22 protein-coding genes are annotated in these 24848 nt (G+C 40.4%); 14 read left to right on the top strand and 8 right to left on the bottom strand.

Annotated features, from left to right (window positions below; all coding sequences use genetic code 11):
• Positions 1–140: 140 nt before the first annotated feature.
• A complete protein-coding gene (locus tag BM378_RS06150) occupies positions 141–1067 on the top strand; it encodes a manganese-dependent inorganic pyrophosphatase (RefSeq protein ID WP_036971127.1) in 927 nt (308 codons plus the stop codon).
• 82 nt (positions 1068–1149) lie between these two features.
• Here BM378_RS06150 and BM378_RS06145 read toward each other — a convergent pair whose 3' ends face one another.
• The 3 genes from BM378_RS06145 to rnr form a co-directional block, all read right to left on the bottom strand.
• A complete protein-coding gene (locus tag BM378_RS06145; RefSeq protein ID WP_227006839.1) occupies positions 1150–3051 on the bottom strand; it encodes an alpha/beta hydrolase family protein in 1902 nt (633 codons plus the stop codon).
• A 171-nt stretch (positions 3052–3222) separates the two neighbouring features.
• Entirely contained in the window at positions 3223–3969 is a 747-nt protein-coding gene (gene rlmB / locus BM378_RS06140; RefSeq protein WP_036971130.1) for a 23S rRNA (guanosine(2251)-2'-O)-methyltransferase RlmB, read from the bottom strand.
• Between the two features lie 14 nt (positions 3970–3983).
• On the bottom strand, positions 3984–6449 hold the full coding sequence (gene rnr / locus BM378_RS06135; RefSeq protein ID WP_036971133.1) for a ribonuclease R: 2466 nt from the start codon (positions 6447–6449) through the stop codon (positions 3984–3986).
• A gap of 181 nt (positions 6450–6630) precedes the next feature.
• On the opposite strand from rnr, the gene BM378_RS06130 reads away from it, so the two are divergent.
• From BM378_RS06130 to queG, 7 genes are all read left to right on the top strand, one after another.
• A complete protein-coding gene (locus BM378_RS06130; RefSeq protein WP_227006840.1) occupies positions 6631–7479 on the top strand; it encodes a DUF350 domain-containing protein in 849 nt (282 codons plus the stop codon).
• 16 nt (positions 7480–7495) lie between these two features.
• On the top strand, positions 7496–8314 hold the full coding sequence (locus BM378_RS06125; protein ID WP_036971135.1) for a hypothetical protein: 819 nt from the start codon (positions 7496–7498) through the stop codon (positions 8312–8314).
• Positions 8304–9830, top strand: a complete 1527-nt coding sequence (locus BM378_RS06120) for a polyamine aminopropyltransferase (protein WP_227006841.1) — start codon at positions 8304–8306, stop codon at positions 9828–9830. Before BM378_RS06125 ends, BM378_RS06120 begins: the two co-directional genes overlap by 11 nt.
• Before the next feature lie 86 nt (positions 9831–9916).
• A complete protein-coding gene (locus BM378_RS06115) occupies positions 9917–10783 on the top strand; it encodes a DMT family transporter (protein WP_036971141.1) in 867 nt (288 codons plus the stop codon).
• A complete protein-coding gene (locus BM378_RS06110) occupies positions 10780–11478 on the top strand; it encodes a glycerophosphodiester phosphodiesterase (protein ID WP_065978148.1) in 699 nt (232 codons plus the stop codon). Before BM378_RS06115 ends, BM378_RS06110 begins: the two co-directional genes overlap by 4 nt.
• An 87-nt stretch (positions 11479–11565) precedes the next feature.
• On the top strand, positions 11566–12783 hold the full coding sequence (locus BM378_RS06105; RefSeq protein ID WP_074988893.1) for a methyl-accepting chemotaxis protein: 1218 nt from the start codon (positions 11566–11568) through the stop codon (positions 12781–12783).
• 59 nt (positions 12784–12842) lie between these two features.
• Positions 12843–13994 carry a tRNA epoxyqueuosine(34) reductase QueG gene (gene queG / locus BM378_RS06100; RefSeq protein WP_206770709.1) on the top strand — a complete coding sequence of 384 codons (1152 nt, stop codon included), beginning with the start codon at positions 12843–12845 and terminating at the stop codon, positions 13992–13994.
• A 35-nt stretch (positions 13995–14029) separates the two neighbouring features.
• Here queG and BM378_RS06095 read toward each other — a convergent pair whose 3' ends face one another.
• From BM378_RS06095 to BM378_RS06085, 3 genes are all read right to left on the bottom strand, one after another.
• Positions 14030–15157, bottom strand: coding sequence for a response regulator (locus BM378_RS06095; protein ID WP_036971147.1), 1128 nt, complete (start codon positions 15155–15157; stop codon positions 14030–14032).
• A gap of 19 nt (positions 15158–15176) precedes the next feature.
• Positions 15177–17126 carry a hybrid sensor histidine kinase/response regulator gene (locus tag BM378_RS06090; RefSeq protein WP_074988834.1) on the bottom strand — a complete coding sequence of 650 codons (1950 nt, stop codon included), beginning with the start codon at positions 17124–17126 and terminating at the stop codon, positions 15177–15179.
• A gap of 111 nt (positions 17127–17237) precedes the next feature.
• Positions 17238–17750, bottom strand: coding sequence for a GNAT family N-acetyltransferase (locus tag BM378_RS06085; protein ID WP_074988833.1), 513 nt, complete (start codon positions 17748–17750; stop codon positions 17238–17240).
• 111 nt (positions 17751–17861) lie between these two features.
• Here BM378_RS06085 and BM378_RS06080 point away from each other — a divergent pair, with 111 nt between their 5' ends.
• The 6 genes from BM378_RS06080 to BM378_RS06055 all read left to right on the top strand — a co-directional run bounded on the left by BM378_RS06080 (position 17862) and on the right by BM378_RS06055 (position 23231).
• Positions 17862–18401 (top strand): glutathione peroxidase, encoded by a 540-nt coding sequence (locus tag BM378_RS06080; protein WP_371915649.1) that lies wholly within the window; start codon positions 17862–17864, stop codon positions 18399–18401.
• Positions 18402–18476: 75 nt separating this feature from the next.
• Positions 18477–18758, top strand: coding sequence for a peptidylprolyl isomerase (locus tag BM378_RS06075; RefSeq protein ID WP_036971157.1), 282 nt, complete (start codon positions 18477–18479; stop codon positions 18756–18758).
• A gap of 60 nt (positions 18759–18818) precedes the next feature.
• Positions 18819–19397, top strand: a complete 579-nt coding sequence (locus BM378_RS06070; protein WP_036971158.1) for a glutathione S-transferase family protein — start codon at positions 18819–18821, stop codon at positions 19395–19397.
• A gap of 17 nt (positions 19398–19414) precedes the next feature.
• Complete coding sequence (locus tag BM378_RS06065) at positions 19415–19765, top strand: DUF2750 domain-containing protein (RefSeq protein WP_036971160.1); 351 nt, start codon at positions 19415–19417, stop codon at positions 19763–19765.
• A gap of 105 nt (positions 19766–19870) precedes the next feature.
• Complete coding sequence (locus BM378_RS06060) at positions 19871–20548, top strand: site-specific integrase (RefSeq protein ID WP_074988832.1); 678 nt, start codon at positions 19871–19873, stop codon at positions 20546–20548.
• 112 nt (positions 20549–20660) lie between these two features.
• The gene (locus BM378_RS06055; protein ID WP_074988831.1) at positions 20661–23231 is read left to right on the top strand and encodes a M1 family metallopeptidase; all 2571 of its coding nucleotides are present in this window, start codon (positions 20661–20663) and stop codon (positions 23229–23231) included.
• A gap of 165 nt (positions 23232–23396) precedes the next feature.
• Here the strand turns inward: BM378_RS06055 and BM378_RS06050 are convergent, their stop codons facing one another.
• Entirely contained in the window at positions 23397–23762 is a 366-nt protein-coding gene (locus BM378_RS06050) for a hypothetical protein (protein ID WP_074988830.1), read from the bottom strand.
• Positions 23763–23826: 64 nt separating this feature from the next.
• Positions 23827–24696 (bottom strand): TolB-like translocation protein, encoded by an 870-nt coding sequence (locus BM378_RS06045; protein WP_065978157.1) that lies wholly within the window; start codon positions 24694–24696, stop codon positions 23827–23829.
• Positions 24697–24848 lie beyond the last annotated feature (152 nt).

Raw genomic sequence — 24848 nt, 5'->3', positions numbered from 1 at the left:
TCTACTTTCAATACGTTAAAGTGTAACTAAAATTCTGGTTAATTGGCAGTTGTAATTGATCAACAAAATTTCATGTCTGTTATGTATCAATCTGTAGAGACTTTGCTAAAATATCTGCCAAATTTAAAGGAGTTCCGTCAATGTCAATGTATGTAGTGGGCCATAAGATCCCTGATTCAGATTCAATTTGCGGTGCAATTGCGCTTGCTTACTTAAAAAACCAAATCAATGAACCGGCCATTCCAACGCGTTTAGGTGAAATATCACCTGAAACACAATTTATCTTAGATAAATTTGGCTTCGAAGCACCTGAGCTTAAACTTAGCTACGCAGGTGAAGACGTTTATATCGTTGACCATACAGAAAAAACACAAGCACCTGATGACATCGACGAAGCACGCGTTGTAGGTGTAGTCGATCACCACAAATTAGGCGACTTAACATCATCAACACCTCTTGAGTGTTGGATTCGCCCAGTGGGTTGCTCAAATACCATTATTAAAATGATGTATGATTTTTACAATGTAGAAATCCCGAAAGACATCGCAGGCATCATGTTATGCGCTATTTTAAGCGACACCGTTATCTTTAAATCACCAACATGCACCACTGCTGATATTAAGTGTGTTGAAGCACTTGCTGACATTGCCGGTATCGAAGATTTCAAAGAACTTGGCATGGAAATGTTCAAAGTAAAATCTGCAGTAGAAGGCACGCCAGCTCGCGACCTAGTTATGCGTGATTTTAAAGACTTCAACATGAACGGCAAGCTAGTCGGTATTGGTCAACTAGAAGTCATTGACCTTGCTGTTTTTGATGAGATCAAAGCAGACCTTGAAGCTGACATCGTGAAGCTAAAAGAAGAAGGCGGCCGTCACTCAGTATTACTACTATTAACAGATATCATGAAAGAAGGCTCACAAATGCTGATAAGCTCTGATGACGTTGCTGTTATTGAAGCGGCATATGATGTTAAATCTGAGAATGGCAAAGTATGGTTAGATGGTGTTTTAAGCCGTAAAAAGCAAGTTGTACCGCCACTACAAGACGCATTCGCAAAAATCTAATAGTCATTCGCGGTGCCGAATATAGATAAGTAAAAGCCGATATTAAATCGGCTTTTTTATTAACTTACTTTTCAAAGCTTTATTAAAGGTGCTTTTTCAAAAACGGCGTTATTTCAGAGAATAGCTTCTCCTGACTCTCTTGATCATCAAAGTAATGTGTGCCATCTTCTATTTCAACATACTTTATATCTAGGTGTTTTTTAGCTTTATCATAAAAATCTTTAGACTGATGATAATTAACACGTGTGTCGTTATTACCATGAATTAACAAGATTGGAGCCTTAATATGATTAATCTTTTTAATCGCAGAAACCTCTGCTAACGCACTTATGGAGGCACTATCTTTGACATCAACAATATTACCTAAATATTTTCCTTGCCTTTCAGTTTTAGTAACGAATGTTTCAAGATCAGACACGCCTGAAATACTAATCACGCACTTAAAACGATCTGGCTGTTGAAATGCAGCCGTCAATGCAACATACCCACCATAGCTAGCGCCAAAAATACATGCATTATCTTTTTTAGCTAAGCCCTGCTGGATTACCCAGTCCATCGCCTCATAAACATCTTGTTGCATGCGTTTTCCCCACTGAAAATAACCAGCTGTTTCAAACGCACTTCCAAAGCCACTTGATCCTCTAAAGTTAATCTGTAACACAGAGAATCCTAACTCAACCAAATACTGAAGCTTTTTATTGAAATACTTATAATCTCGACTGTGTGGTCCACCGTGCGGCATAACAATAAGAGGCGGATTTTCAACATTATTAGGCTTTGTAAAATACCCCGTAATCTCCATACCATCACTTGCTTTGAAACTATAATTTTGTACTGACGCGAATGATTTTCTCACCAAATAGGGGTACTTTGATAACCAAACCCCTCCTTTTTGTGTGTTTAAATCAAAATAGTAATAAGTTGGTGGCACAACATCATTAGACACTGACACTAACAACTTAGAATGATCTCGGCTTCGGCTGCTAATCGTAGCTTGCTTACCTTTAAAAAGGTTTGCTACCATTTGCTCTTGTTTTCCATCTTCTTCTGAAAAGTAGTGAGTTTGGTAATAATCATCGAAGTAAGATACACCAATAAACTCACCTTCATTATTTGTTATTCCACTATCAAGATCGTATTTATCGTCACTAAAAAGTAACTTTTCGAACTCACCAGATTCTATATCATAAAGCCACAATGCTTCACGCCCTAACTCTCTATTAGAGAGCACATAAGCCTTAGTACCATCATTTGATAAAGCTTCGATAGAAAATGTGTCATCTTCACCCCAAATTTGAGAATGAATCTTGCTTAGTTCAGACTCTTTATTTGCTCGATACCAAATGGAGGCCATAAATGTATCATCTTTTTCTGCAACTGATATCCCAAGTCTAACAACACCTTGACTATCAGCGTACCAACTATCGATTTCATGTTTATTACTTTGAATTTTATCAAATTTAGACGAACCTAAATGAACACGATAAACAACATAGCCTCTATCATTCTTATCATAAGTCGAAATGAGTGCATAATCAGTTTCATTTTTTAATGATGACACTAAGTTAAATGACTGGTATCTGTACCATCGTTCATCAGTAAAACGCGGCGATGTTAACACTTTAGTCTCTGAAGTCTCTACATTTATAGAATAAAGCCTTGAAACTCTTAAAAACTGCCCATTTACATATTCAGGATAACTTGCTGAAACGATAATGTAGCGATTACCAGACCAACGAATAAAGTCGACACGATCTTTATCTTTTTTTAGACGAGCAAGGACTTTGAAATTGATTTCAGGGAATTTAGTAACACTTATTGTTGGTCCTGAATCAGTATTATAAAGTGTGGCTATGAGTTCGCCGTTTGGTGATAGGCTAGGTTGCTCTACGATTGGAAGTGTAGCATATTCATCCCAAGGTGATGTTTTTGCATTAACAGCCAATGCCATCAATAACAATAACGTTATTATTCCTTTAATCATACTTCCTCTTCTAAATTAATCTCTTAATATAAACAGGATATTAACACAAACAACTCCAAATTAAATACAGAGGTTAATAGACAGTATGAATATTGTTCTTCTTACTTAAAAAATAACCACCTCAAAAAGAAGTGGTTATTAAACAAAATAGAAATTCTATTTCACTTTAAATTAAAGCTGCGTCGCATTACGCTGACGTAATACCTCAAATAAGCAAATACCGGTCGCAACCGATACATTTAAACTTGATACCGTGCCTGCCATGGGTATTTTAACGAGTAGGTCGCAGTGCTCGCGAGTTAGACGACGCATACCGTCACCTTCGGCTCCCATCACTATGGCCATTGGACCTGTTAAGTTAGCATCAAATAATTCGGTGTCAGTTTCACCCGCTGTGCCAACAACCCACACACCTGCGTCTTTAATTTCACGTAATGTGCGTGCAAGGTTTGTCACTTGTACTAAAGGCACTGTTTCAGCGGCACCACAGGCTACCTTACGTGCTGTGCCATTAAGCTTTGCAGACTTATCTTTAGGCACAATAATCGCGTGTACGCCTGCTGCATCCGCACTGCGTAAACACGCACCTAAATTATGCGGATCGGTTATGCCATCTAACACTAACAAGAAAGGCGTGTCTTCGCGGGCAATGATTTCGTCGAGATCTTTTTCATTGTACATTCGCGATGCTTTCACGTTAGCAATGATCCCTTGGTGCTGTTCACCATTGGCTTTGTTATCAAGTGCTTTGCGCTGCATAAATTGCACTGAAATACCGAACTTACGAGCTTCATCAATAATCGGGTTTAAACGCTTATCTTCACGCCCTTTTAGCGCATAAATTTCTAAAAAGCGCTCAGGCTCTTTTGCTAAAATAGCTTCAACTGAGTGAAAACCAAAAATTAATTCATTACTCACGTATTATTTGCTCCTCAGCTAGTACGTTTTCGGGCGTTCTTGCCCGGTCTTTTTGCCTTTTTGGTGGCTTTTTTCTTGCTCTTCTTCTTACCTGCTTTTACAACATCCGCTTGTTTGCTGTTAGGTTTTTTACGTCCTTTTGCATGAGAAGACTTGCCACGCTTTGCATTGTCTTTCTCTGAAGATTTAGGGTCTGAGCGACTATCTTCCCCTTTTTTGCCAGGGATTTTCCCTGCTTTTAACTGCGCACGAATACTCGGTTTTGCAGGTGCACTTTGCGCACGGCGTCGCGCATAGCGGTCTTGCGGCACATCACCAGCAAACACTAAATTAATTCGACGCTCATCTAAGCTGACAGACGATACCTGAACCGTCACTTTATCGCCTAAGCGATGAATCGTATGAGTTTGCTCACCAATAAGACAGTGTTTTGCATTGTCATAATGGAAGTATTCATTGCCAAGATTCGTTACGTGGATCATGCCATCTATTTGTAAGTCGTCTATGCGAACAAATAAACCAAAGTTAGTGACCGATGAAATAACCCCGCCAAATTCATCGCCAACATGGTCTTGCATAAACTCACATTTAAGCCAATCGGCGACTTCACGGGTCGCATCATCTGCGCGACGTTCAGTGGTTGAACATTGCTCGCCTAAAATATCAACTTCATCATTACTGTAAGCATACTCGCCCGACGTTTGTTGGCCTTGTGCTTTTAAAACAGCTTTAATCGCACGGTGCACAACTAAATCAGGGTAACGGCGAATTGGCGATGTAAAATGCGCGTAAGCAGGTAACGCCAAACCAAAGTGCCCAATGTTGTCTGGTTGATACACAGCCTGTTTCATCGAACGTAATAACATGGTTTGAATTAACTCGGCTTCAGGACGGTCACCTAGTTTTGCAAGTACCTGTGTTATTTCTTTTGGTGTCGGCTCATCTGACAATGTTGACTCAATGCCCAGTTCAGATAAAAAGTTTCTGAAAAAACCAAGCTTTTCAGCATCAGGTTCATCATGCACACGATAAAGTGCACTGGCCTCATGTTTTTCTAATAAACGAGCTGCCGATACATTCGCCAAAATCATGCATTCTTCAATGAGCTTATGCGCATCATTACGCACCACAGGGACGATTGATTCAATTTTTCGGTGAGCATCAAACACAAAACGCGTTTCTAGCGTTTCAAACTCAATTGCACCACGCTCTTGGCGAGCTGCTTTCAGTGCCATGTACATTTGATGTAAATCAGTTAAATGCGGCACCATTGGCGCGTATTCTTCGCACAGCCTTTCATCACCTTGCAAAATTGCATGCACTTTAGTGTAAGTAAAACGGGCATGTGAATTCATCACCGCTTCGTAAAACTTATAATTCTCTAAGGTGCCCTGCTCAGATACGGTCATCTCGGCAACCATACATAAGCGATCAACATTGGGGTTTAATGAACACAAACCATTTGACAACACCTTCGGCAACATGGGGATCACTTGCTCAGGAAAGTACACTGAATTACCGCGTTCTATCGCTTCTTTATTCAGTGGCGTGTTCATACCAACATAATGTGATACATCAGCAATCGCGACCCATAAACGCCAACCACCTGATGGTTTTCGCTCACAGTAAACGGCGTCATCAAAGTCTCGTGCATCTTCACCATCAATTGTTACTAATGGTAAATCACGTAAATCGACTCGGCCTTGCTTTGCTTGCTCATCAACAAATTCACCTAAATGGGCAACTTGCTTTTCAACGGCTTCAGGCCATACATGCGGAATATCATGGTTTCGAAGTGCTACTTCAATTTCCATACCGGGGGCTAAATGCTCACCCAATACTTCCGTTACTTTACCCACTGCATTCATGTGACGACTTGGGTTTTGCGTGATCTGAACTTGCACCATTTGATTATGACGCGCGCCATTCTCACTGCCAGGCAGTATCATGATATCTTGCGTGATTCGCGGGTCTTCGGCAACAACCACCGCAATGCCATGCTCAACAAAATAACGACCAACAATCGGGGCGCGCTCATTCGTTAACACTTTAATGATACGCGCGTCGCATTTACCACTGCCGCCTTTGCGATTGCCTTTAGCAAGCACAATGTCGCCATGCAGCACCATGTTCATCTGGTGTTTTGCGATAAACCAATCTTTATTTTCGCCTTCAACTTCTAAAAAGCCGAACCCATCACGATGGCCAACTACTTTGCCTTTCACAAGGCCTGATTCATCAATCAACGCGTAGCATTTAAATTTATTGAAATACAACTGACCGTCACGCTCCATAGCGCGCAAACGACGTTTAAACGCAATTTGGCGTTCAGTGTCATCCACGTGTAATTCGTCACAAAGTTGTGTGAAGTTTGCTGGTTTAGCGCGAGATTCTAAGTGAGTAAGTATAAACTCACGGCTAGGGACTGGGTTTTCGTACTTTTCTTGTTCTCGACTGAGATTGGGATCCTGTTTTGTCATTCACTATCTTGTTAGTTGGTTATGTTGTTATTTTAACCCATAACCACGCAATGAGACAGGCAAATGCTATGAAACTTTTAAGAAATTAACTAAATATGCCAAAAATAACACGTTGATATTCTTCGCAGTAAAGAGTATGTGGTAATATTTTCTGAAAATAACAACAACCTAACAAATTTATATGGATATTAATTTAACCCACTACCTTGCAGCAATGGCGTACAACAGCGCATACATCGCTCTTTTTATCGCGATAATCGCACTCGCTAAGCTGTCGTATAACTTAGCAACCCCCTACAACACCACAAATCAGTTAACAGATAATGCCAATACAGCATTAGGTTTATCAATTGGTGGCTATTTGGGCGCTATTACGATTATTTATGGTTTTGTACTAGCAGGACCAAGCAAAGGTCTACTGACCGACTTAATTAATGTATCGCTGTATAGTGTACTCGGCATGGTGTTATTAACATGCTCACGCTTTCTAAATGATAAGTTACTGCTGCGTTTATTCTGCAACCAAGAACAGTTAATTAATCGACAAAATGAAGCCGTTGGCTTAGTACAAGCTGCTAATTACATGGCTGCAGCCTTAATCATTGGTGGCGCTTTAACAGGTGAAGGGACGTGGTTATCAGCCATTGTATTTTACGCACTCGGACAGCTTTTGCTGATCATGTTTGCTAAAGGCTATGATCACCTCACTGCTTTTGACCTGCATGAACAGCTTGAAAAAGGCAATAAAGCTGTAGCGATGAGCTTCTCAGGTACCATGTTAGCGTTAGCAATCATTCTGTGCCATGCCCTGCTTGGTGGCTTTCATACTTGGCAACAAAGTCTTAGTTTATTTTTTATTGATGCGTTGTTTGGCTTCTTAATCTTGCCGATCGTACGTTACTTGGTTGATAAAATTATCTTCAGTAAAATCTCTCTTGACCAAGCTATGCATGACAATAATACCGCTGTTGCCGTTATCGAAAGCAGCATCGCAATAAGTGTTGCAGTGATTATCACGATCGCTATTTAAGCTTATTGGAGTAAGGATGAACATCTATAAGCTGTTTACTATCGCGTCGATTGCTTTTTTAAGCTGTTTTTTGATACGCGCAGACCTTCAAGAGCCTCTGCAAAATGGCCAATATGGCAACTTCAAAGAATATGATGGCCAAGATAAGCCCTATTTATTTAATGTTCCTGAAGATGGCCAAATGATGCGTTTCGAGATCAAAGGCCGCTTACCTTTGAACTCATGGAAAGCCATCGATATTGAAATTTTTGATCCTGAAGGTAATTACCTATTCAGTTATTCTGATGAACTATGGGCTGAAACGGGTCGAGATTCAGAAGGTAAATGGACCGAGTACCGAGAGAAAGTTCATCACGAGGTGCATTTTCCTAAGAAAGGCCAATACAGTGCTTATGTTAGTAGCAGTTTTGGCCCAAACACACGTGCAGAGCATTTTAGTTATTCGTTTCGCATCATTCCGATTAAAGGCAATAGCAACATATTATTACCCTTTATGTGGCTATCAGGAATAGTAGCGGGCATGTGCATTTTTGTGGTTCTACATCGCTTTGAAGCAGAGCGTGAAGGCTCTGATATTACATATAAGCCAATCAATAAATTAAACCCCGAAGCCATAAAAGCCATGGAAACCCGTGTCGCCGTTTGGCCTATCGTGCTGCTTTTTTTCACCCCCATTGGTCTTGCCTCTATGTATGCTTACAGCAAAAATGATGATGAACGTGATTGGCTTATGTACTCTCTTTATCACAGCAACATCACGGTAGATAAACAATTACGAGAACAGAGTATTGGCAGCCCAGGTTTTCGCTCTCGAGGCGGTTCTGGTGGAAAGTAAAACAATCCGTGAAAGCCATATTTTACTGTTTAGTATTTTTGTTGCGGGTCTATGCTCTATTATTTATGAGCTATTAATTGCCACAACAGGGGCTTATTTTTTGGGTGACAGCATCACCCAATTTTCTCTCACTATCGGCGTTTATATGGCGGCGATGGGCATCGGGTCGTATTTTTCGCGCTTTGTCCCTGATAACCCCTTATTGGTGTATTTTATAGCCTTTGAACTAGTGCTCGCATTGTTAGGCGGGCTTAGTGTTCCCCTTCTCTACTTTGCTTACGCATACTCTTTGCCGTTACAGGCAATCAGTGTCATATTAACCACATTAATCGGGGTGTTAATTGGTTTAGAAATTCCGCTTTTAAGCCGTTTGATGGAAAAGCACTACGCGTTAAAAGCCAATCTTGCCAATGTATTATCAATAGACTACTTTGGCGCCCTACTGGCGACCTTGTTATTTCCTTTTCTATTTTTGCCGTGGTTAGGTGTATTTAAAACGTCACTTAGCTTTGGCTTAATGAATCTCAGTATTGCACTGTTATTACTGTGGTATTTTGTAGACCATATAAGCCGCAACCGACGGAAAATACTCAGACTAACGCTTGTATTAGTCAGCGCAGTATTAGGATTGAGTTTATATGCCAGTCAACAACTCACACATCATTGGCAGAGCCAAATTTATGATGATCGCGTGGTTCACTCAGCACAAACGCCCTATCAGCAAATCGTTCTAACGCGCCACAAAGATGACATTCGCCTCTATTTGAATGGCGGTTTACAATTTTCTTCGATAGATGAATACCGTTATCACGAAGCGCTTATTCACCCAGCGATGGTGAGGCACGGTAATGCAAAACGCATTTTAATTTTAGGGGGCGGTGATGGTCTTGCTGCCAGAGAGCTGCTTAAATACCCACAACTAGAATCCATTACCCTTGTTGATTTAGACCCTAGCGTCGCAGAGCTTGCTCGATCTAACTACAACCTTACAGAGCTTAATCAACACTCGCTCAGTAACCCTAAAGTCACGGTGGTTCATCAGGATGCATATGTATTTATAGAACAAGATAAAACGTTGTTTGATATTATTTTTATTGATTTGCCAGATCCTAAAGCAATCAATTTAGCTCGATTATATAGCCAACAATTTTACCAACGAGTAAAACGTCGCTTACCCGACAATGGAATCGTCGTAACGCAAGCTACCAGCCCGTTTTTCGCAAAACGCGCATTCTGGTCAATTAATAATACGATGAGTGCAGCAGGCTTTGCCCATACTTTGCCTTATCACTTGAACGTTCCTTCATTTGGTGAGTGGGGGTTTGTTATGGCATGTAAACTTCAATGTGCTAATCATCAAATACTCAATGTAGATACTCGTTACTATCGGCCAGAAAATGATGCACAGCTATTTATTTTTACGCCAGATATCAGTGCAAATAACGAAAAAGTCTCGACCCTCGATGAGCCCAATGTGCTGCACTATTATTTAAAAGGCTGGAAACACTGGAACTAAACCAATGGATTAGCCCATAGGATGGTTTACAAAGCAAAGGATTACCGTTAAAAAGAGAGTTAAGCATAATAATAACAAGGGTCGCAATGCAGGCGCACAAACAAAGTCTTATGTACTTACACATTGCAGTGTTGCTATTTGGTGGAACTGCGTTGTTTGCCAAGCTCATTAACTTAAGTGCATTAGACATTACCGTATACAGAACAGGTATTGCCGGTTGTGCCTTATTGATCTTACTTTATATCCAAAAAAAGGCGATTAAACTCCACTCTCGCCGTGATTATCTTATTGCTCTATTACTCGGGGTGACAGTCGGTATTCATTGGTTAACCTACTTTGCAGGAATGCAATTAGCCGGTATTGCTGTTGGCATGATTGCCTTTTTTACTTACCCCGTGATCACTGTATTTTTAGAGCCTCTTTTTCATGGTCGTAAACCGCAACTGAAAGATATTATTAGCGCTGTAGTGGTGATGTTCGGTATTTACTTACTCATCCCAGATGCAAGCCTTGGGAATGAAGTTACGCTTGGCATTGCGATCGGTATTTTATCAGCCTTCTTTTTTGCTTTTAGAAATATTATTCATAAGCGTTACTTTAGCCAATACGGTGGCCCACAGACCATGCTTTATCAAACGTGGATTGCCTGTATTATGCTGTGCGCCTTCCTTGAAGTACCACCATTACAAGTTGATACAATTAATTGGCTGCTATTGATCACCGCTGGGATTATTTTTACAGCAGCGCCGCATTCACTTTTTGCTGCAAGTTTACAACACTTATCAGCCTCAACGGCTGGATTAATTTCTTGCTTGCAACCGCTATACGGCACGTTTTTGGCTTTTTTAATTTTGCATGAGCAACCAACAATAAGCACAATTATGGGGGGCGTTTTGGTTATAAGCGCCGCTTTTTATGAAACATGGTCAGTGACTCGGAAACACACGCAATGATAAAAGTATTCGCTCACAGAGGTGCCAGTGGTACCTACCCAGAAAATACCAAAAGTGCCATATTAGCCGCTGTAGATTTGGCTGTTGACGGTATTGAAATCGACGTACAAAGCTGCCTTGATGATTATATGATTATTCATGACACATGGCTTGACCGGACCACATCAGGTCGCGGTAAAGTGAATGCCTGCAGCAAAGCCCAAATTCAACAGTTCGATGCAGGTAATGGCGAAATAGTGCCAACGCTACAGCAAGCGATTGATTGGGTTAATGATAAAACACTGCTCAATTTAGAACTCAAACATACCTTTTCACTTGATAAGTTTGTAGAGCTTATTGAATCAAACATTAGCACTGGAAAGTTATCAAGAGATAATCTTTTAGTCTCATCCTTTGATCATCATCAACTCATGTGGCTCAAGCAAAAGTTACCCTGGGTGAAGATTGGCGCGTTAACCGCATCAATTCCTATCAATTACAGTGAGTTTGCGCAAAAGTTGCATGCCTACAGCATTCATATTGATAAAAACTTTATAAACCATGAGTTTGTTGCCGATGCCAAACAACGTGGACTTAAAGTCTATGCGTATACGGTCGATAAGGTAGAAGATATCGAGTTAATGCTTGATTATGGCGTGGATGGAATTTTTACTAATTTCCCATGCCATACACAAATGACACTGCAGTCGCTGTGACTCAAAAAGAATAAGCTATACTGTGTCGAATAACGTGGAATTAAATAAGACTAAGAAACGCCCGACATGAATCAACATAACACCTCAATGAGTAGCTATATGCGCATTTATAATTTTATCGAACAAACTTTCTTTTACACCTTAACGCGTAAAATTGTCGGTAACTTGGGGTTTGTGTTTGCCTTTCAGGTCATTACTTTAATTTGGCTTTACAGTAGCTTATCTGAACAGCAAGCAAGCACAGGGCTATTCTGGCTCATGACACTCGTTATTGTTGGCAGTTTTATTTTCACACTTTTTTATATGCGTTTTTTAATTGTGCGGCCCGTACAGGCTATGCGCGATACTTTAGCGCAAATTAATCGTCATGATGCTGACTTATCGGCAAAACTCCCACACTTTACCTTTGATGAATTTCGCGATTTAAGCGAGCAATACAATACTTTTACATCTCACCTAAGCCAGCTACTGGCCACCACATACCAAAGTGCGCAAGCCAGTGCCGATAGTAGTTCAAAAATGACAGAGTCGATGCAGCAAACAGCGAAGCTTAGCCATCAACAAATTACGTTTAGCCATACAATTACCGATGCAAGTAATCAAATTACGACAAGTTTAGAGCATATTTCTGCAAACACCGACAGTGTTCATACGGTTAACAGTGAGCACCTAAGTTTTGTACAACACTCAGCTGCGGAACTATCTACTCTGGTAAAAAAAGTGGCCATGATCAGCCAAATTCTCGGCAACTTTTCTGCGACCGTGTCGGGTTTAAAAGAAAACAGTGAAAATATTCGTGCTATTTTAAAAATGGTTGAAGAGTTTTCTGATCAAACAAATTTGTTAGCCTTAAATGCCGCCATTGAAGCTGCACGTGCCGGTGAAGCTGGACGAGGGTTTGCGGTTGTTGCTGATGAAGTTAGAACTCTTTCTGTAAAAGTGAACGATGCAACCCGTCAAATTAGCGACTTTATTAATCAAATGAATAGCTTGGTAAACGAAACAAATAAAGAGTCTGAGTTATTAATTAGCCATTCAAGTGAAGCTGAAACAGCCATTAGCAATACCTCAGCAGGGTTTAGCAACATGCTGAGTGAGTTTGAGCAAAATCAACAGCAGCTACAACAGATTGTTAGTGCTGTTCATTTACTAGAACAAACACAAACTCAAACACACCAAAGTGTCGAGCAAATTGTGGCGTTAGGTGAGCAAGCGAAACAGCAAATAGATGAATCCCTTGCTGATTGTGAGCAATCACATTTACTTAGCCAACAAACCCAACAACAGCTAAAGCGGTTTGTTTAATGGGCGCTGAAACGCTTTTAATTCTAAGCTTTCTATAACTATGATAAAGTAGCCATTCCTTGGCTACTTTTTTATTCACCGTGACAACACCTATCGATTACCAGCAACTCGCGCAGCAAATTAAGCAATGGGGTAAAGACCTTGGTTTTGCAGAAGTCGGGATCACCGATATTGATCTCACTCAGCACGAAGCCCAGCTTCAACGTTGGTTAGATTTGGGTTACCACGGCGACATGGAATACATGGCTGCGCATGGGATGAAACGTGCCCGTCCAGCAGAATTAGTGCCGGGTACTCAGCGTGTTATCTCGGTTAAAATGAACTACCTTCCACCCGATGCCAGCTTTGCTAAAAACCTCAAGCAAACCGAAAAAGCGTACATAAGTCGCTATGCGCTAGGTCGCGACTACCATAAGCTCATTCGTAATCGCCTCAAAAAATTAGGCCAAAAAATAGAACAACAAGTAGGTCAGCTAGGATTTCGCCCATTTGTGGACTCTGCGCCAGTCCTTGAACGACAATTAGCAGAAAAAGCAGGGTTAGGCTGGCGTGGAAAACACAGCCTTCTTATAAATAAAGAAGCGGGGTCGTGGTTTTTCTTAGGCGAGTTATTTGTTGATATTCCACTGCCTATCGATAACGAGAATACCTTTGAAGGCTGTGGCAAGTGTGTGGCGTGTATGACTCTGTGCCCGACAGGTGCGATTGTTGAGCCGTATGTAGTCGATGCCCGTAAATGTATCTCTTATCTCACGATTGAGCTGCAAGGCCCTATTCCTGAAGAGTACCGTTCATTACTTGGTAACCGTGTGTATGGCTGTGATGACTGTCAACTCGTGTGTCCGTGGAATCGTTATGGACAAATAACCGATGAAGCCGACTTCCATCCTCGAACGCAATTAAAAGATCAAGACTTACTCACACTCTTTGCATGGGATGAAGCCACATTCCTAAAAAACACTGAAGGCAGCCCGATTCGTCGTATTGGCCATGAACGCTGGCAAAGAAATCTAGCGGTTGGACTTGGTAATGCTGACTATAGCGACACAATTATTATCGCGCTTAAAAAGGCGCTTCAAAGTGCAACGCCACTGGTCGCAGAGCACATAGAGTGGGCGCTTTCACAACAGCAGAACAAGCGTCAGCTTAAATTACGTAAAACCGCACGTTTGATTCGTATTGTTGAAAAAGGCTTACCACGAGATGCTTAAAGCGCGGCCAGCACCGCGCGTACTCAATGAGTGTGTCATTGCTTTAATAAGACCGATAAATCGTTTTCAATCTCTTTAAATGCGGCCTTTACTCCCTGCACTGACTCTTCACGCGCTACTGAGTTTTGAATGGTTTCATCGACTTTTTGATAAATAAAGATCTCTTGGTCTTCGTCTAATCCCATTGTGGGTATTCGTTGTTCCAAATCCTCTTGTAACTGTTTAAACACCGCTTCGTTATTAATACGATTGTCATTCAAAAGCTCTATGAGCCCCTTAAACTTACTGTGTACTTTAGACACTGCGTCATTCAGTTGCTGTTGCTGTTTAACCAGTTCTTTTTTTGTAATTATCGCTTTAAGCTGCTGCTCGGTCACACTCACTAAAAAGCAAATGTGGTCACGAATACGGCCATGTTTATCGGGATCTTGTTCTGGCATATTCAAAATGAGTAAGCTAATCATTTCATAATTTACTAAAATTCGACTCGAAAATTCATGTAAACGGCCTTTGTTTTTAAGCATTTCAAATAGCTCAACAACAATGGGCGAACAAACACCTGACACTGAAAAGTGCTCTAGACCCGATGCTAAGCGAAATTCAACATTACTTTGTAAGTCAAATGCGCTTAAACAATGAAGTAATGCTTTACCCAACTCTTTTTCATCATCAATTAAACCGATATGCTCGATATAATTAACAATTTGGCCCATTTCACTACTGTTAGCCATTGCATTAAAGGCTGTTGATGTGGCGTCTTCCACTTGTTGTTCAAGCATTTCTTTTTCGATCAGTACTTGGTTTAAGTGTTGTAGCTTGAGCTTTAATTCATCATGCCCAAAAGGTTTTACAATATAATCTTCAGCCCCTACAGAATACCCTTCCATACGCTCTTCAACCGTGCCTCTGGCCGACACAAACATAACGATTATTTTTTCTGTATTCGGGTTTTCTTTTAACTTTCGGCATACTTCATAACCACTCATTTGTGGCATGCTAACATCCAGCAAGATAACTTGTGGATCAAACGCTTCAACAACATCTAAACATTCTGGACCGCTGTTGACCATTTTCAGCTCAAAATCGAGTTCTTCGAGGATCTCTTCAATTATTTCTAAGTTAAATGGTTCATCATCGACGGCTAAAATTCGCTTCAAGGCCATGTCTAGTTCTTCCGTTTTGTTAATTAAGCTTCATAGTTTGCTCTTCAGTCGCTAAATGCTGAGGCAAATCTATATTCAAAGGTAATCGCACTAAAATTGTAGCGCCCCCATATTCGTTGTTATGTGCGGAGATAGTGCCTTGGTGTAAACTCACAAACTCCCGACAAATAGCTAACCCAAGGCCTGTGCCTCCTGCGCCACTATTGGTTTTGCTACTTTGTTCAAACTTGGCAAATACTTTTTCAAGTTCACACTCTGGAATACCAATACCACGGTCAACAACCGCTACTTCAGCGATGTTATTTTGCACTGATAACTGAATATCTATCTCGCTGAACGGTTCACTGAATTTCAGCGCGTTTCCTAATAAATTGCGCATAATTTGATTGATCTGTTCTTCATCACAATCCAGAACGATATCTTGCCCAGTTTCCAGTAAACGAATCATTATATTTCGCTCAAATGCTGTGCCAGACACATCATCAATACTGGTTTTTATAATGTTGATCAGATTGTGTTTTTGAGGGTTAAATGGAAACTTGCCAACATCCAATTTAGATAAGTCGAGTAGGTTATTAAGCAGCGATAACAACCGCTCTCCACTTTGCTCTATCCGCGATAAATACTTGTTTAACTTATCTTTATTTAGATCGTCATTCGCAACTTTTTCAAGCCCAAAGCGTGCAAAACTTAAAATAGAATGCATGGGAGTTCTTAACTCATGAGACATATTAGCTAAAAACTCTGATTTACTCAGATTTGCGGCCTCGGCAACGTTTTTAGCATGCTCAAGTTGTGCAGTACGCGCTTTAACTTCTTCTTCTAGCATGTCTTTTGCTTCAAGCAGCAAGTCTTCTTTTTCTTTCAGGTGGGTAACATTTTTAAAGATAACCGCCAACGCAATTTCACCATGGTGATCTATTTCGTTAAACGAGCCTACCAGAGGAACCTCATTGCCGTTTTCTTTAAGCAGTCTTAAGTCACAGCTAAATTGACGATTTTTATTCAGGGTGCTTATTTTATCTTTAATACGGTTTATTGAAGGTGTATCAAAAAAGTCAAACACCGAGCAGTTTTCAAACTCTTTAAGCGGTTTTTCAAATAACAGTTCACAGGCATCATTGGTTTCAATAATTTTACCCGTGCGATCAAACAATATAATCGCATCGGGAGTGTGTTTAAAAATAACCCTTAACAGGCTGTCTTTTTCTATGAGAGCATCAACGGTATTTTGTAAACGCTCAACTAACTCTGCGTTGTGTCGTTTGAGTAGCTCCGTTTGCCATAATTTATGAACCGACTGTAATAGGCTATTATCATCAACGGGCTTAACCAGCACATCCTCCACCCCCTGACGAATAGCTTCAATCATCGAAACCTGTTCAGGCTTTGAGGTATACAGTAAACAACGGCAGTTAGGCTGCGTCCCTTTCAGCTTGTTAAACAACTCAAGTCCAGTGCCATCTTCAAAGGTAAAGTCGCTTATTAATAAATCAATGCTGTGTTGATTTATTATTTCAATCGCTGAAAGCTTACTCCCAGCTTTAAAGGTTTTAATGTGCGCGCCTTTTAAGTTTTGAGTAATTTTTTCTAATCGTTCTGGGAGATGGTCAACAACCAATACCGTGGGCAGCTTTAAGATGTTGTCACTACCCAGCTCTAACACCCCTTCTAATAAAGTGCTAATTTCTTTGTTTGCAAAAAATGGGTAAATAACCACTGAATTAGGCAGCAAGCGATTAATTTCACTGAAGTGCTCGAGTAAATCACTACGCTGTGCTTTGGGTGCAAGCAATAAAAAATTCTCTTGCGAAAACACCCCACTCAGTTTCTTTATAGTTTCTGTCGGCACACCATGAGAAGCCGCAACTAAATCAAATTCTTGAGTTAAAACAGTGTCATCTATCATCGAAAAGTGCAATAACTCGACTTTACAGCCAATGAGTTCCAATAACACTTTTACGCGCATTGCTAAAACACTATTACTATCGACAATTAATATTCTTCGCACAGTACACTAGGCTCAAATTAATGATAATTACCTAATTAGAGTAGTCGAAAAAAAACAAAGTCACTAAATTTACACTGCTTTTTTTATTACTTTAAGATCTAAGTGCTTACCTAAAATAACGAGGCTGTATGCTTTATCATCCATAATTGCAACTTCAGGCAGTTCTCCCCAAACCTGATAATCAAAACGATTAAACAGTTTAATGCTCGGCAGGTTATGACTAAAAATAAACGCTAGCAAAACTTTTATATTAAGCGTTTTGGCATGCTCCTCTGCAAACGCAAGCAACGTTTTGCCTAACCCCTGCCCCTGAGCGTTTGAGGTAATATATATACTAATTTCGACTGTGCCATCATACGCTGGACGCCCATAAAAAGATTTATAGCTGAGCCATGCAAGTACTTTCGAGTTTTGCTCATACACAAAAATCGGCCTTTGTTCTGTATGGGCTGCGAACCATGTTTGTCGCTCAGCCACCGTTACCTCTTCGGTATCTGCGGTTACCATACGCCCAGGAATTGTTTCGTTATAAATAGCGACAATCTGTGTTAAGTCGTGTTCTGTTGCTGTTCGAATAGTCATAAATAACTGAAATTAAATGATCACTTTCTCGCATATTAGCGTATATTCATCACAAATAACTAGCAGGAAATCATTATGAATAAATATGCTTTGTTACTCTGTGCAAGCCTTATGTCTACTCATCTTGCAGCAGAATCTCCCCCGTCAATTCAAGACCCAGTCGCAGAAACTCAATGTGATGACTTTACCAATGTAACGCTGCGTAAATTACGCTCAAAAGAAAGTGTTAATCTTTGCGAATTTAAAGGTAAGCCATTGCTCATAGTGAATACCGCAAGTAACTGTGGATTTACGCCACAGTTTGAGGGTTTAGAAGCAATTCATAAAGAATACAAAGACCGTGGTCTCGTTGTTCTTGGTTTCCCTTCTGATGACTTTTTCCAAGAAGAAGATGACGAAAAAGACACCGCAAAAGTATGCTACATTAATTACGGTGTTACCTTTACCATGTTCGCTACCAGCGCGGTGCGTGGTAGTGACGCAAACCCAATTTTTAAGCACCTAAACGAAGCAACAAGTTCACCTAATTGGAACTTTTACAAATATATTGTTTCGGCAGACCGTAAAACGGTTGAGCGTTTTAACAGTAAAACCAAACCAGAATCAAAAGCTATGCGTGACGCGATTGAAGCGCAGTTAGCTGCAAAATAAATTTAACCTTTCGTTCAGCAAATATTGAACTAAACTCATTATTTAATTTAGAAAAACACACAATGGGGAGTTATTATGGCAGTAGCCAGCGCAAGACATATACTCGTAGACAGTGAAGCACAATGTCTAGACCTTAAACAACAAATTGAACAAGGCGCAGATTTTGCAGAACTCGCGCGTACTCACTCAAATTGTCCTTCAGGCCAAGATGGCGGTGCGTTAGGTGAATTTGGTCCGGGCATGATGGTTCCAGAATTCGATAAAGTTGTTTTTTCAGCGCCAATAAATCAAGTGCAAGGGCCTGTGCAAACTCAATTTGGTTATCATCTACTTGAAGTAACTAGCCGAACAGACTAACTTCATAATGAATCGTTAAAAGCCGCTTTCGCGGCTTTTTTTTTGATAGGAAACTAATCTATGAAACTGCTTGGTTCAACAACTTCACCGTATGTCCGCCGGATACGAATGTGGGCACTGAACAATGATATTGCGCTTGAGTTTATTAATTTAGATATTTTTTCACAGCAAGATAGACACACTATGATTGCACACAATCCCGCTCGAAAAATTCCGGTATTAATTGATAATGGTTTTAGTGTATGCGATTCAAACTCAATTATTCGCTACTTATTAGAAAAGTCAGATCAACCTTTATTGAGCTGGCAGCAAGAAAACCTTTTAACCATTATTAACGCCTGCAATGATTCGCTCGTTGAAATGCTACTGTGCCAGCGCTCAGGATTTGATACAAAAGACGATAAATTGTTCTTTAATTTACAAAATGAACGAATTGCTGAAACATTGCGCTATTTAAATAGTCATTTATCTGAGCCTGCATTTAAAAGCTGTGAATACCTCAACATCAGTTTATACTGCTTGCTAGATTGGATTTGCTTTCGTGAATTAACTGATTGGAGTCAACTCGAGAATTTAGCGGACTTTTATCAACAATTCTCAGCAAAAGCAGCTGTAAAACACACAGATCCACGAAATTAATGATAAGGGTTAAGCAAATGAGCGATATCGAAATAGAATCAGAATTAGTTAACTTTGTTGAAAAAGTACGTTTAAACGAGTCTATGTGGGCACTTGGTGCCGAAGATGGTGGTTTTGTTGTGTGTGAATCAAACCAATTTAGCGACACCGATGTGTTGTTGCTATGGGGCACAGAAGACGCTGCAAAAGCACAATGTAAAGACGAGTGGAATGACTATACACCGGTAGAAATTGGTTTAGACGAATTTTTAGATGAGTGGGTTGAAGACTTAAACGAGGATGATGCGCTCGTTGGTCTAAATTGGAACGACGACCAAGTATGTGTCGAAATAGAGCCTGTAGGTCTTGCTAAGGCCCTTTGCGACTAACTATATTGACAGCAAATGGTACTGTGGTTACAGAGTGCCATTTGCTGGAAACTTTACATTTCTCAGGTATACTCTTCAAGACATCTTTATTATCAAGGTATTAGGTTGAAGTCCCATCTCGGTCGTAGGCCCTTTTCGGCCATGGAGTTACATACCCTGTATACTGGTTACATCTTTAGTGATCAGCTTTTGCCCCGTGAACAAGCAAAACACTGGCATTTTTGGCTTCCTCTTTTTGCTTATTATACTGGCGCTTACAGTGATGAAATTGGCCATCTCACCCTTGATGATATTGTCACATTGTCAGATGTGCGTTGCTTTCACTTTCATACCCACGGCAAGATAAAGTCACGCTTTGTGCCGATTCATGATGCCTTATTCGCAGCAGGGCTTGACCCATACCTAGACTTTTTAAAAGCACAAGGGCATACCCGCTTAATGTTTGACTTACCCTCTAAGTCAGGACGTTACAGTGAAAAAGTCCGTATTTGGTTTTCTGGTGAAGGTGAACGAGCTGGTTATCTACAAAAATGTGCCATTCCCAATGTTGATCAACAAGGGATGAAAACGGCTATCAGCAGTTTAAGACTCAACTTTGAACAACAAGTGCGTATTCATGCAATACAAGCTAACAGTAAAGATGCGTTTAACTATTTAATGGGCTTTAAAGAGTTTTCAGGCTCTTTATTTAACGATATGTCGTTGCTTAACGGCATTCTACAAAATGTGAGGCAAATTAATCCACATTTGCACTGGCAACGCTTCATTGAACGCCATCATTAAATTGACAAACTTTGTTACTAACTAATTATTACTGTTCAATTTAAAACCTGATAGCATGGAAGACAGCACTCAAAGTCAGTGCCTTTCTAACAACAAAAAATCAGGGATACTTATGTTCTTAAAAAGCCTATTAACTGTGAGTGTTGCACTTGCGGTTAGCTCAGCCCATGCCAATGAATATGTAATAGAAAAACTAGCAAAACCTAGCTCACAACAGGTAGAGCTGACACTTGATCCTGCTAAAGACACTTTTTCTGGCCACACTGAAATTGCCATCGAAGTACTCAAAGCAACGAACTATATTGAATTAAACGGTATTGATTACGCGGTCAGTATGGCAAAAATTCTAGGTGACGAAAATTGTGACCTAAGTGCAGACATGCTGAAAACAGGCAAAGTAAAATTTTCATGTGATGAAAAAATCCAACCTGGAAAGTATACGCTAGCGGTTGATTTTACTGCGCCTTATAACCGCCAAAGTGTGGGCTTATATAAAACGCTTGATCAAGGTACTCCCTATTTATTTACTCAATTTGAAATGAGTGATGCACGCCGTGCCTTCCCTGTTTTTGACGAACCGAGTTATAAAATTCCGTTTCAGTTAACGATTACTGCACCGACAACACAAAAAGTGTATGCCAACACGCCGGTATTAAAAACCACGGTCAATGGCGATATGACAACACACTATTTTGATAAAACGCCTCCTATTCCCTCTTATCTTGTAGCAATGGCGGTCGGTCCTTTTGAAGAGCTAGAAATTAAAGGCATGCCAATTCCTGGCAGAGTATTAACGCCACAAGGTAAGATTCATCTTGCGGATTACGCCAAAGAAAATATGCCTCGCGTTCTCAAAGCACTGGAAGATTACTTTGGTATCCCTTACGTTTATAAAAAATTAGACTCTGTTGCAGTGCCTGAGTTTCCATTCGGTGCAATGGAAAATGCTGGTCTTGTAACTTATCGTGAAGACATTCTATTAGTTGACTTAGCGACCGCGACTCGTAGCAAAAAAGAACGTAATGTATCAATCATTGCACACGAACTTGCACACCAATGGTACGGTAACCTTGTTACCATGAAGTGGTGGAATGATTTATGGCTAAATGAAGCATTTGCAAGCTGGATGGCGGCAAAAATTACGGCACAAATTAATCCTGAATTTGAATCACACTTAAATTTACCGCAAAACTATGTGATGGCATTAGATGCACGCTTAAGCACGAAACCCATTCGTAAACCGATTAAAACTGAAGCTGATATCATGGATGGCCTTGGCCTTGCTTACAGTAAAGGGAGCGCGGTACTGTCTATGGTTGAAAACTGGATAGGCGAAGATGCTTTTCAGCAAGGTATTCAAGCCTACTTGAAAAAATTCTCGTATAAAAATGCTGAAGCAGCTGACCTGTGGCAAGCATTAGGTGAAGCTTCAAATAAAGATGTGGCGAGTGTATTAAAGTCATTTATTGAGCAATCTTCTTTTCCACTTATCAAAGTAACCCAAGACGGTAAGAAAATTACCATCAGCCAGAGCCGTTTTGTGAATGCAGGTGTTGAAGCCCCTGCTCAACTGTGGAACGTGCCTGTTGCTATAAAATATGGTGCAGGTGACAAAGTAAAAACAGCTAACTTGCTGCTAAACAAAGAAACACAACAGCTAACACTTGATTTTGAACCTGAGTGGATTTACCCAGATCAAGGAGCTATGGGCTATTACCGTTGGTTACTAGACGATGCGCAGTTTAATGCCCTGCTAGATAACGCAGCTGACAAATTAACAGTCCGTGAGCGTTTGGCACTCCTTTCTGCCGCTGACTCTTTACTTGATGCCGGTGTTATTTCAGCGGCCCGCTTAATGCAAACCCTAGAAACATTTGTGAGCGATGCACACCCACTTGTAGCGAATACAGCATTGGGTTACTTAGCTTCGCAAAAACGTGTTTTTGAAGACGATAGCAACCGCGACTTATGGCCTAAGTTTATCCGTAAGAGCATTGCTCCTGCCGCGAAGCAATATGGCTTAACAGCCAAAGCTGATGAAGATGCTGCAGTATCTCAGCTACGAGCACAAGTGATCAGCCGACTAGGTTTTGATGGTGAAGATCGCAAAGTCATTGATACGGCTAAAGCACAAGCCGCACTTTACTTAAACAATCCTGAAAATGTTGACCCATATTTAGCATCAACCTACTTAAACCTTGCAGCTTATCATGGTGATGAAAAACTACTCGCGAAGTACAAAGAAACGTTCAAAACCACAAAAGATCCGCAAGTACGCACAAAAATGCTTGCTGCAATGGGTTATTTTGGTAAACCAGAGCTACAAAAAGCAGTCCTTGAGTACAGCCTAACTGATGAAGTAACGGCCTCAGATATGCGTACTTTATTAGGGGGTCTAAGTTATGGTAAAGAACGCCAAGCGTTGTTCATTGATTGGATTTATAACAACTATGATGCCATCACTAAAAACTTACCGCCATTTTTTGTACCGAACTTACCGTTTTTCACAACGGCAAGTTGTGATGCTCAAAGCTTAGCCACAACAAAAACCTTCTTCACTGATAAAATCTCTGAAGTACCAGGGTATGAGCGCTCACTCAGCAAGCTTGAAGAAAGCGTCAATGACTGCCTTTCGCTTAAAAAGCGCGAGCTGGCCTCGGTGAATAGTTTTCTTAAACGTTAACATCACAATGTAAAAAAGGGTCACACTGTGACCCTTTTTTATTACCATTACTCTTAACGAGTCCGCACTTATAGCCGTGTCTGTCATTAACTTATAATGCAATTAACCAACTTGCGTTCATTAAAATAGCGACACTATTATTGCGTTAAAATTATTGCGTTAAAATTATTGCGTTAAAATTTTATTAAATTGCTTAATAAACTGTTCTGCCGCTAACACTGAAGTAACTTTAAATGCGAGCCCATAATGAATAGGCTGAGCACTTTTATAAATACGTGTAGGAAAACGTGTCATTTCACTGCTATGGAAATAATCTTTAATGCGAGAGATGCCGTCCAATGCTTCAAAGTCGTCACTAAACACCTCAAAAACAGGCCTAATGACTAATTTAGCCTGCCCGCTTTGTTCATGCACATAAAATGCTTCTTTGGAATTAGCGGGCATAAACTCATTAATATTTTTTATTTTAAAGTTACTACGACAGCCAAGTTTTATCAGTTGTTCAGTAAGTTGTTCTGCAGAGAAAGACAAATGCGCGCCTATTTTAAAACGAGAAGTAGTAGCCACATTACAGTAATCCCTTAAAAAGCGTTACTTATTTATCACAAACAAAGGCAAGTTTCTTATTATGGTAACTCAAACGTGTTATTTTGGTTTCACAATAAGACGTTAAATCTAACCATTGAGAAACAGGCTCTGGATTCATTAAATCTCGCTTATAAACGCGATTATTAATCGCATAAATAACCGTCTGCTCATCCAACAAGGTGAAATCTTGTAATTGTGCCGGTAGACGTAAAATATCTGTTACTTGCTCAAATTGGGGTGTAAAACGCGCCAGCCAATGTTGCTTATCTTTGTGGTAGCTAAATAAGTAGCTATTCGTTTGCGCATCAAAAAGTAAGGTTCGGCCAATAGCATTCGCAACGACCTTCGGTTTAGCAGCTGCAACCGTGGTATATTGTAAGGTATGTGGTTCGCCCAAAATAAACATAACAAGGTCATTGTCGGCGCCCCATGCATGGTAACCTACAGGCTCAATCCACTCGAAGATACGCGCAGCAGATTGTTCACCCTGCAACGGATATTGCCAGAGCTTTTGCTTACCATCTTCTTCCACAACGATGGCTGATAACGCCTGCTTGTTAGGCATTAATGTGGGTGAATATTCGCTAACCGCAGAGTGCGTTAAATTTGTTGCTTGCTGAGTTGTAAAATTATAGAAATATAAATCTGTTTGCGATTGTCCATCATCGCCAAGCACCTCATGCGTGTAATAAAGCCCCTCATCAATTAAGAACGGTTGGTTATTGTAACTTTTATTATCCGTAATTCTTGTTACCTTCATACCATAAGGGGTCTCAAGATCAGCCAGTAACACTTCGCTTTTAGGCATAGCTGCGTCCGCTTGGCTGCTTAAAAACGTTCCAAATGCGCCAAAAAGGAAAGAGGTAAGTAATCTCATTATGTTCTCTCGTTTTAATTTTTATTGGCTCATGATAGCGTTATTTAATCAGGCAGTCACTTGACCTTACTATGCTCGACCTTTATAACTAGGACGTGTTCGTTTTTTATCAGTTTTTCTGATTGGTAAAAGTAACACTGCACGGCTTAACA

The organism is Pseudoalteromonas lipolytica (assembly GCF_900116435.1).
GTDB lineage: Bacteria > Pseudomonadota > Gammaproteobacteria > Enterobacterales > Alteromonadaceae > Pseudoalteromonas > Pseudoalteromonas lipolytica.
This window is presented reverse-complemented; position numbering and strand designations above follow the sequence as displayed.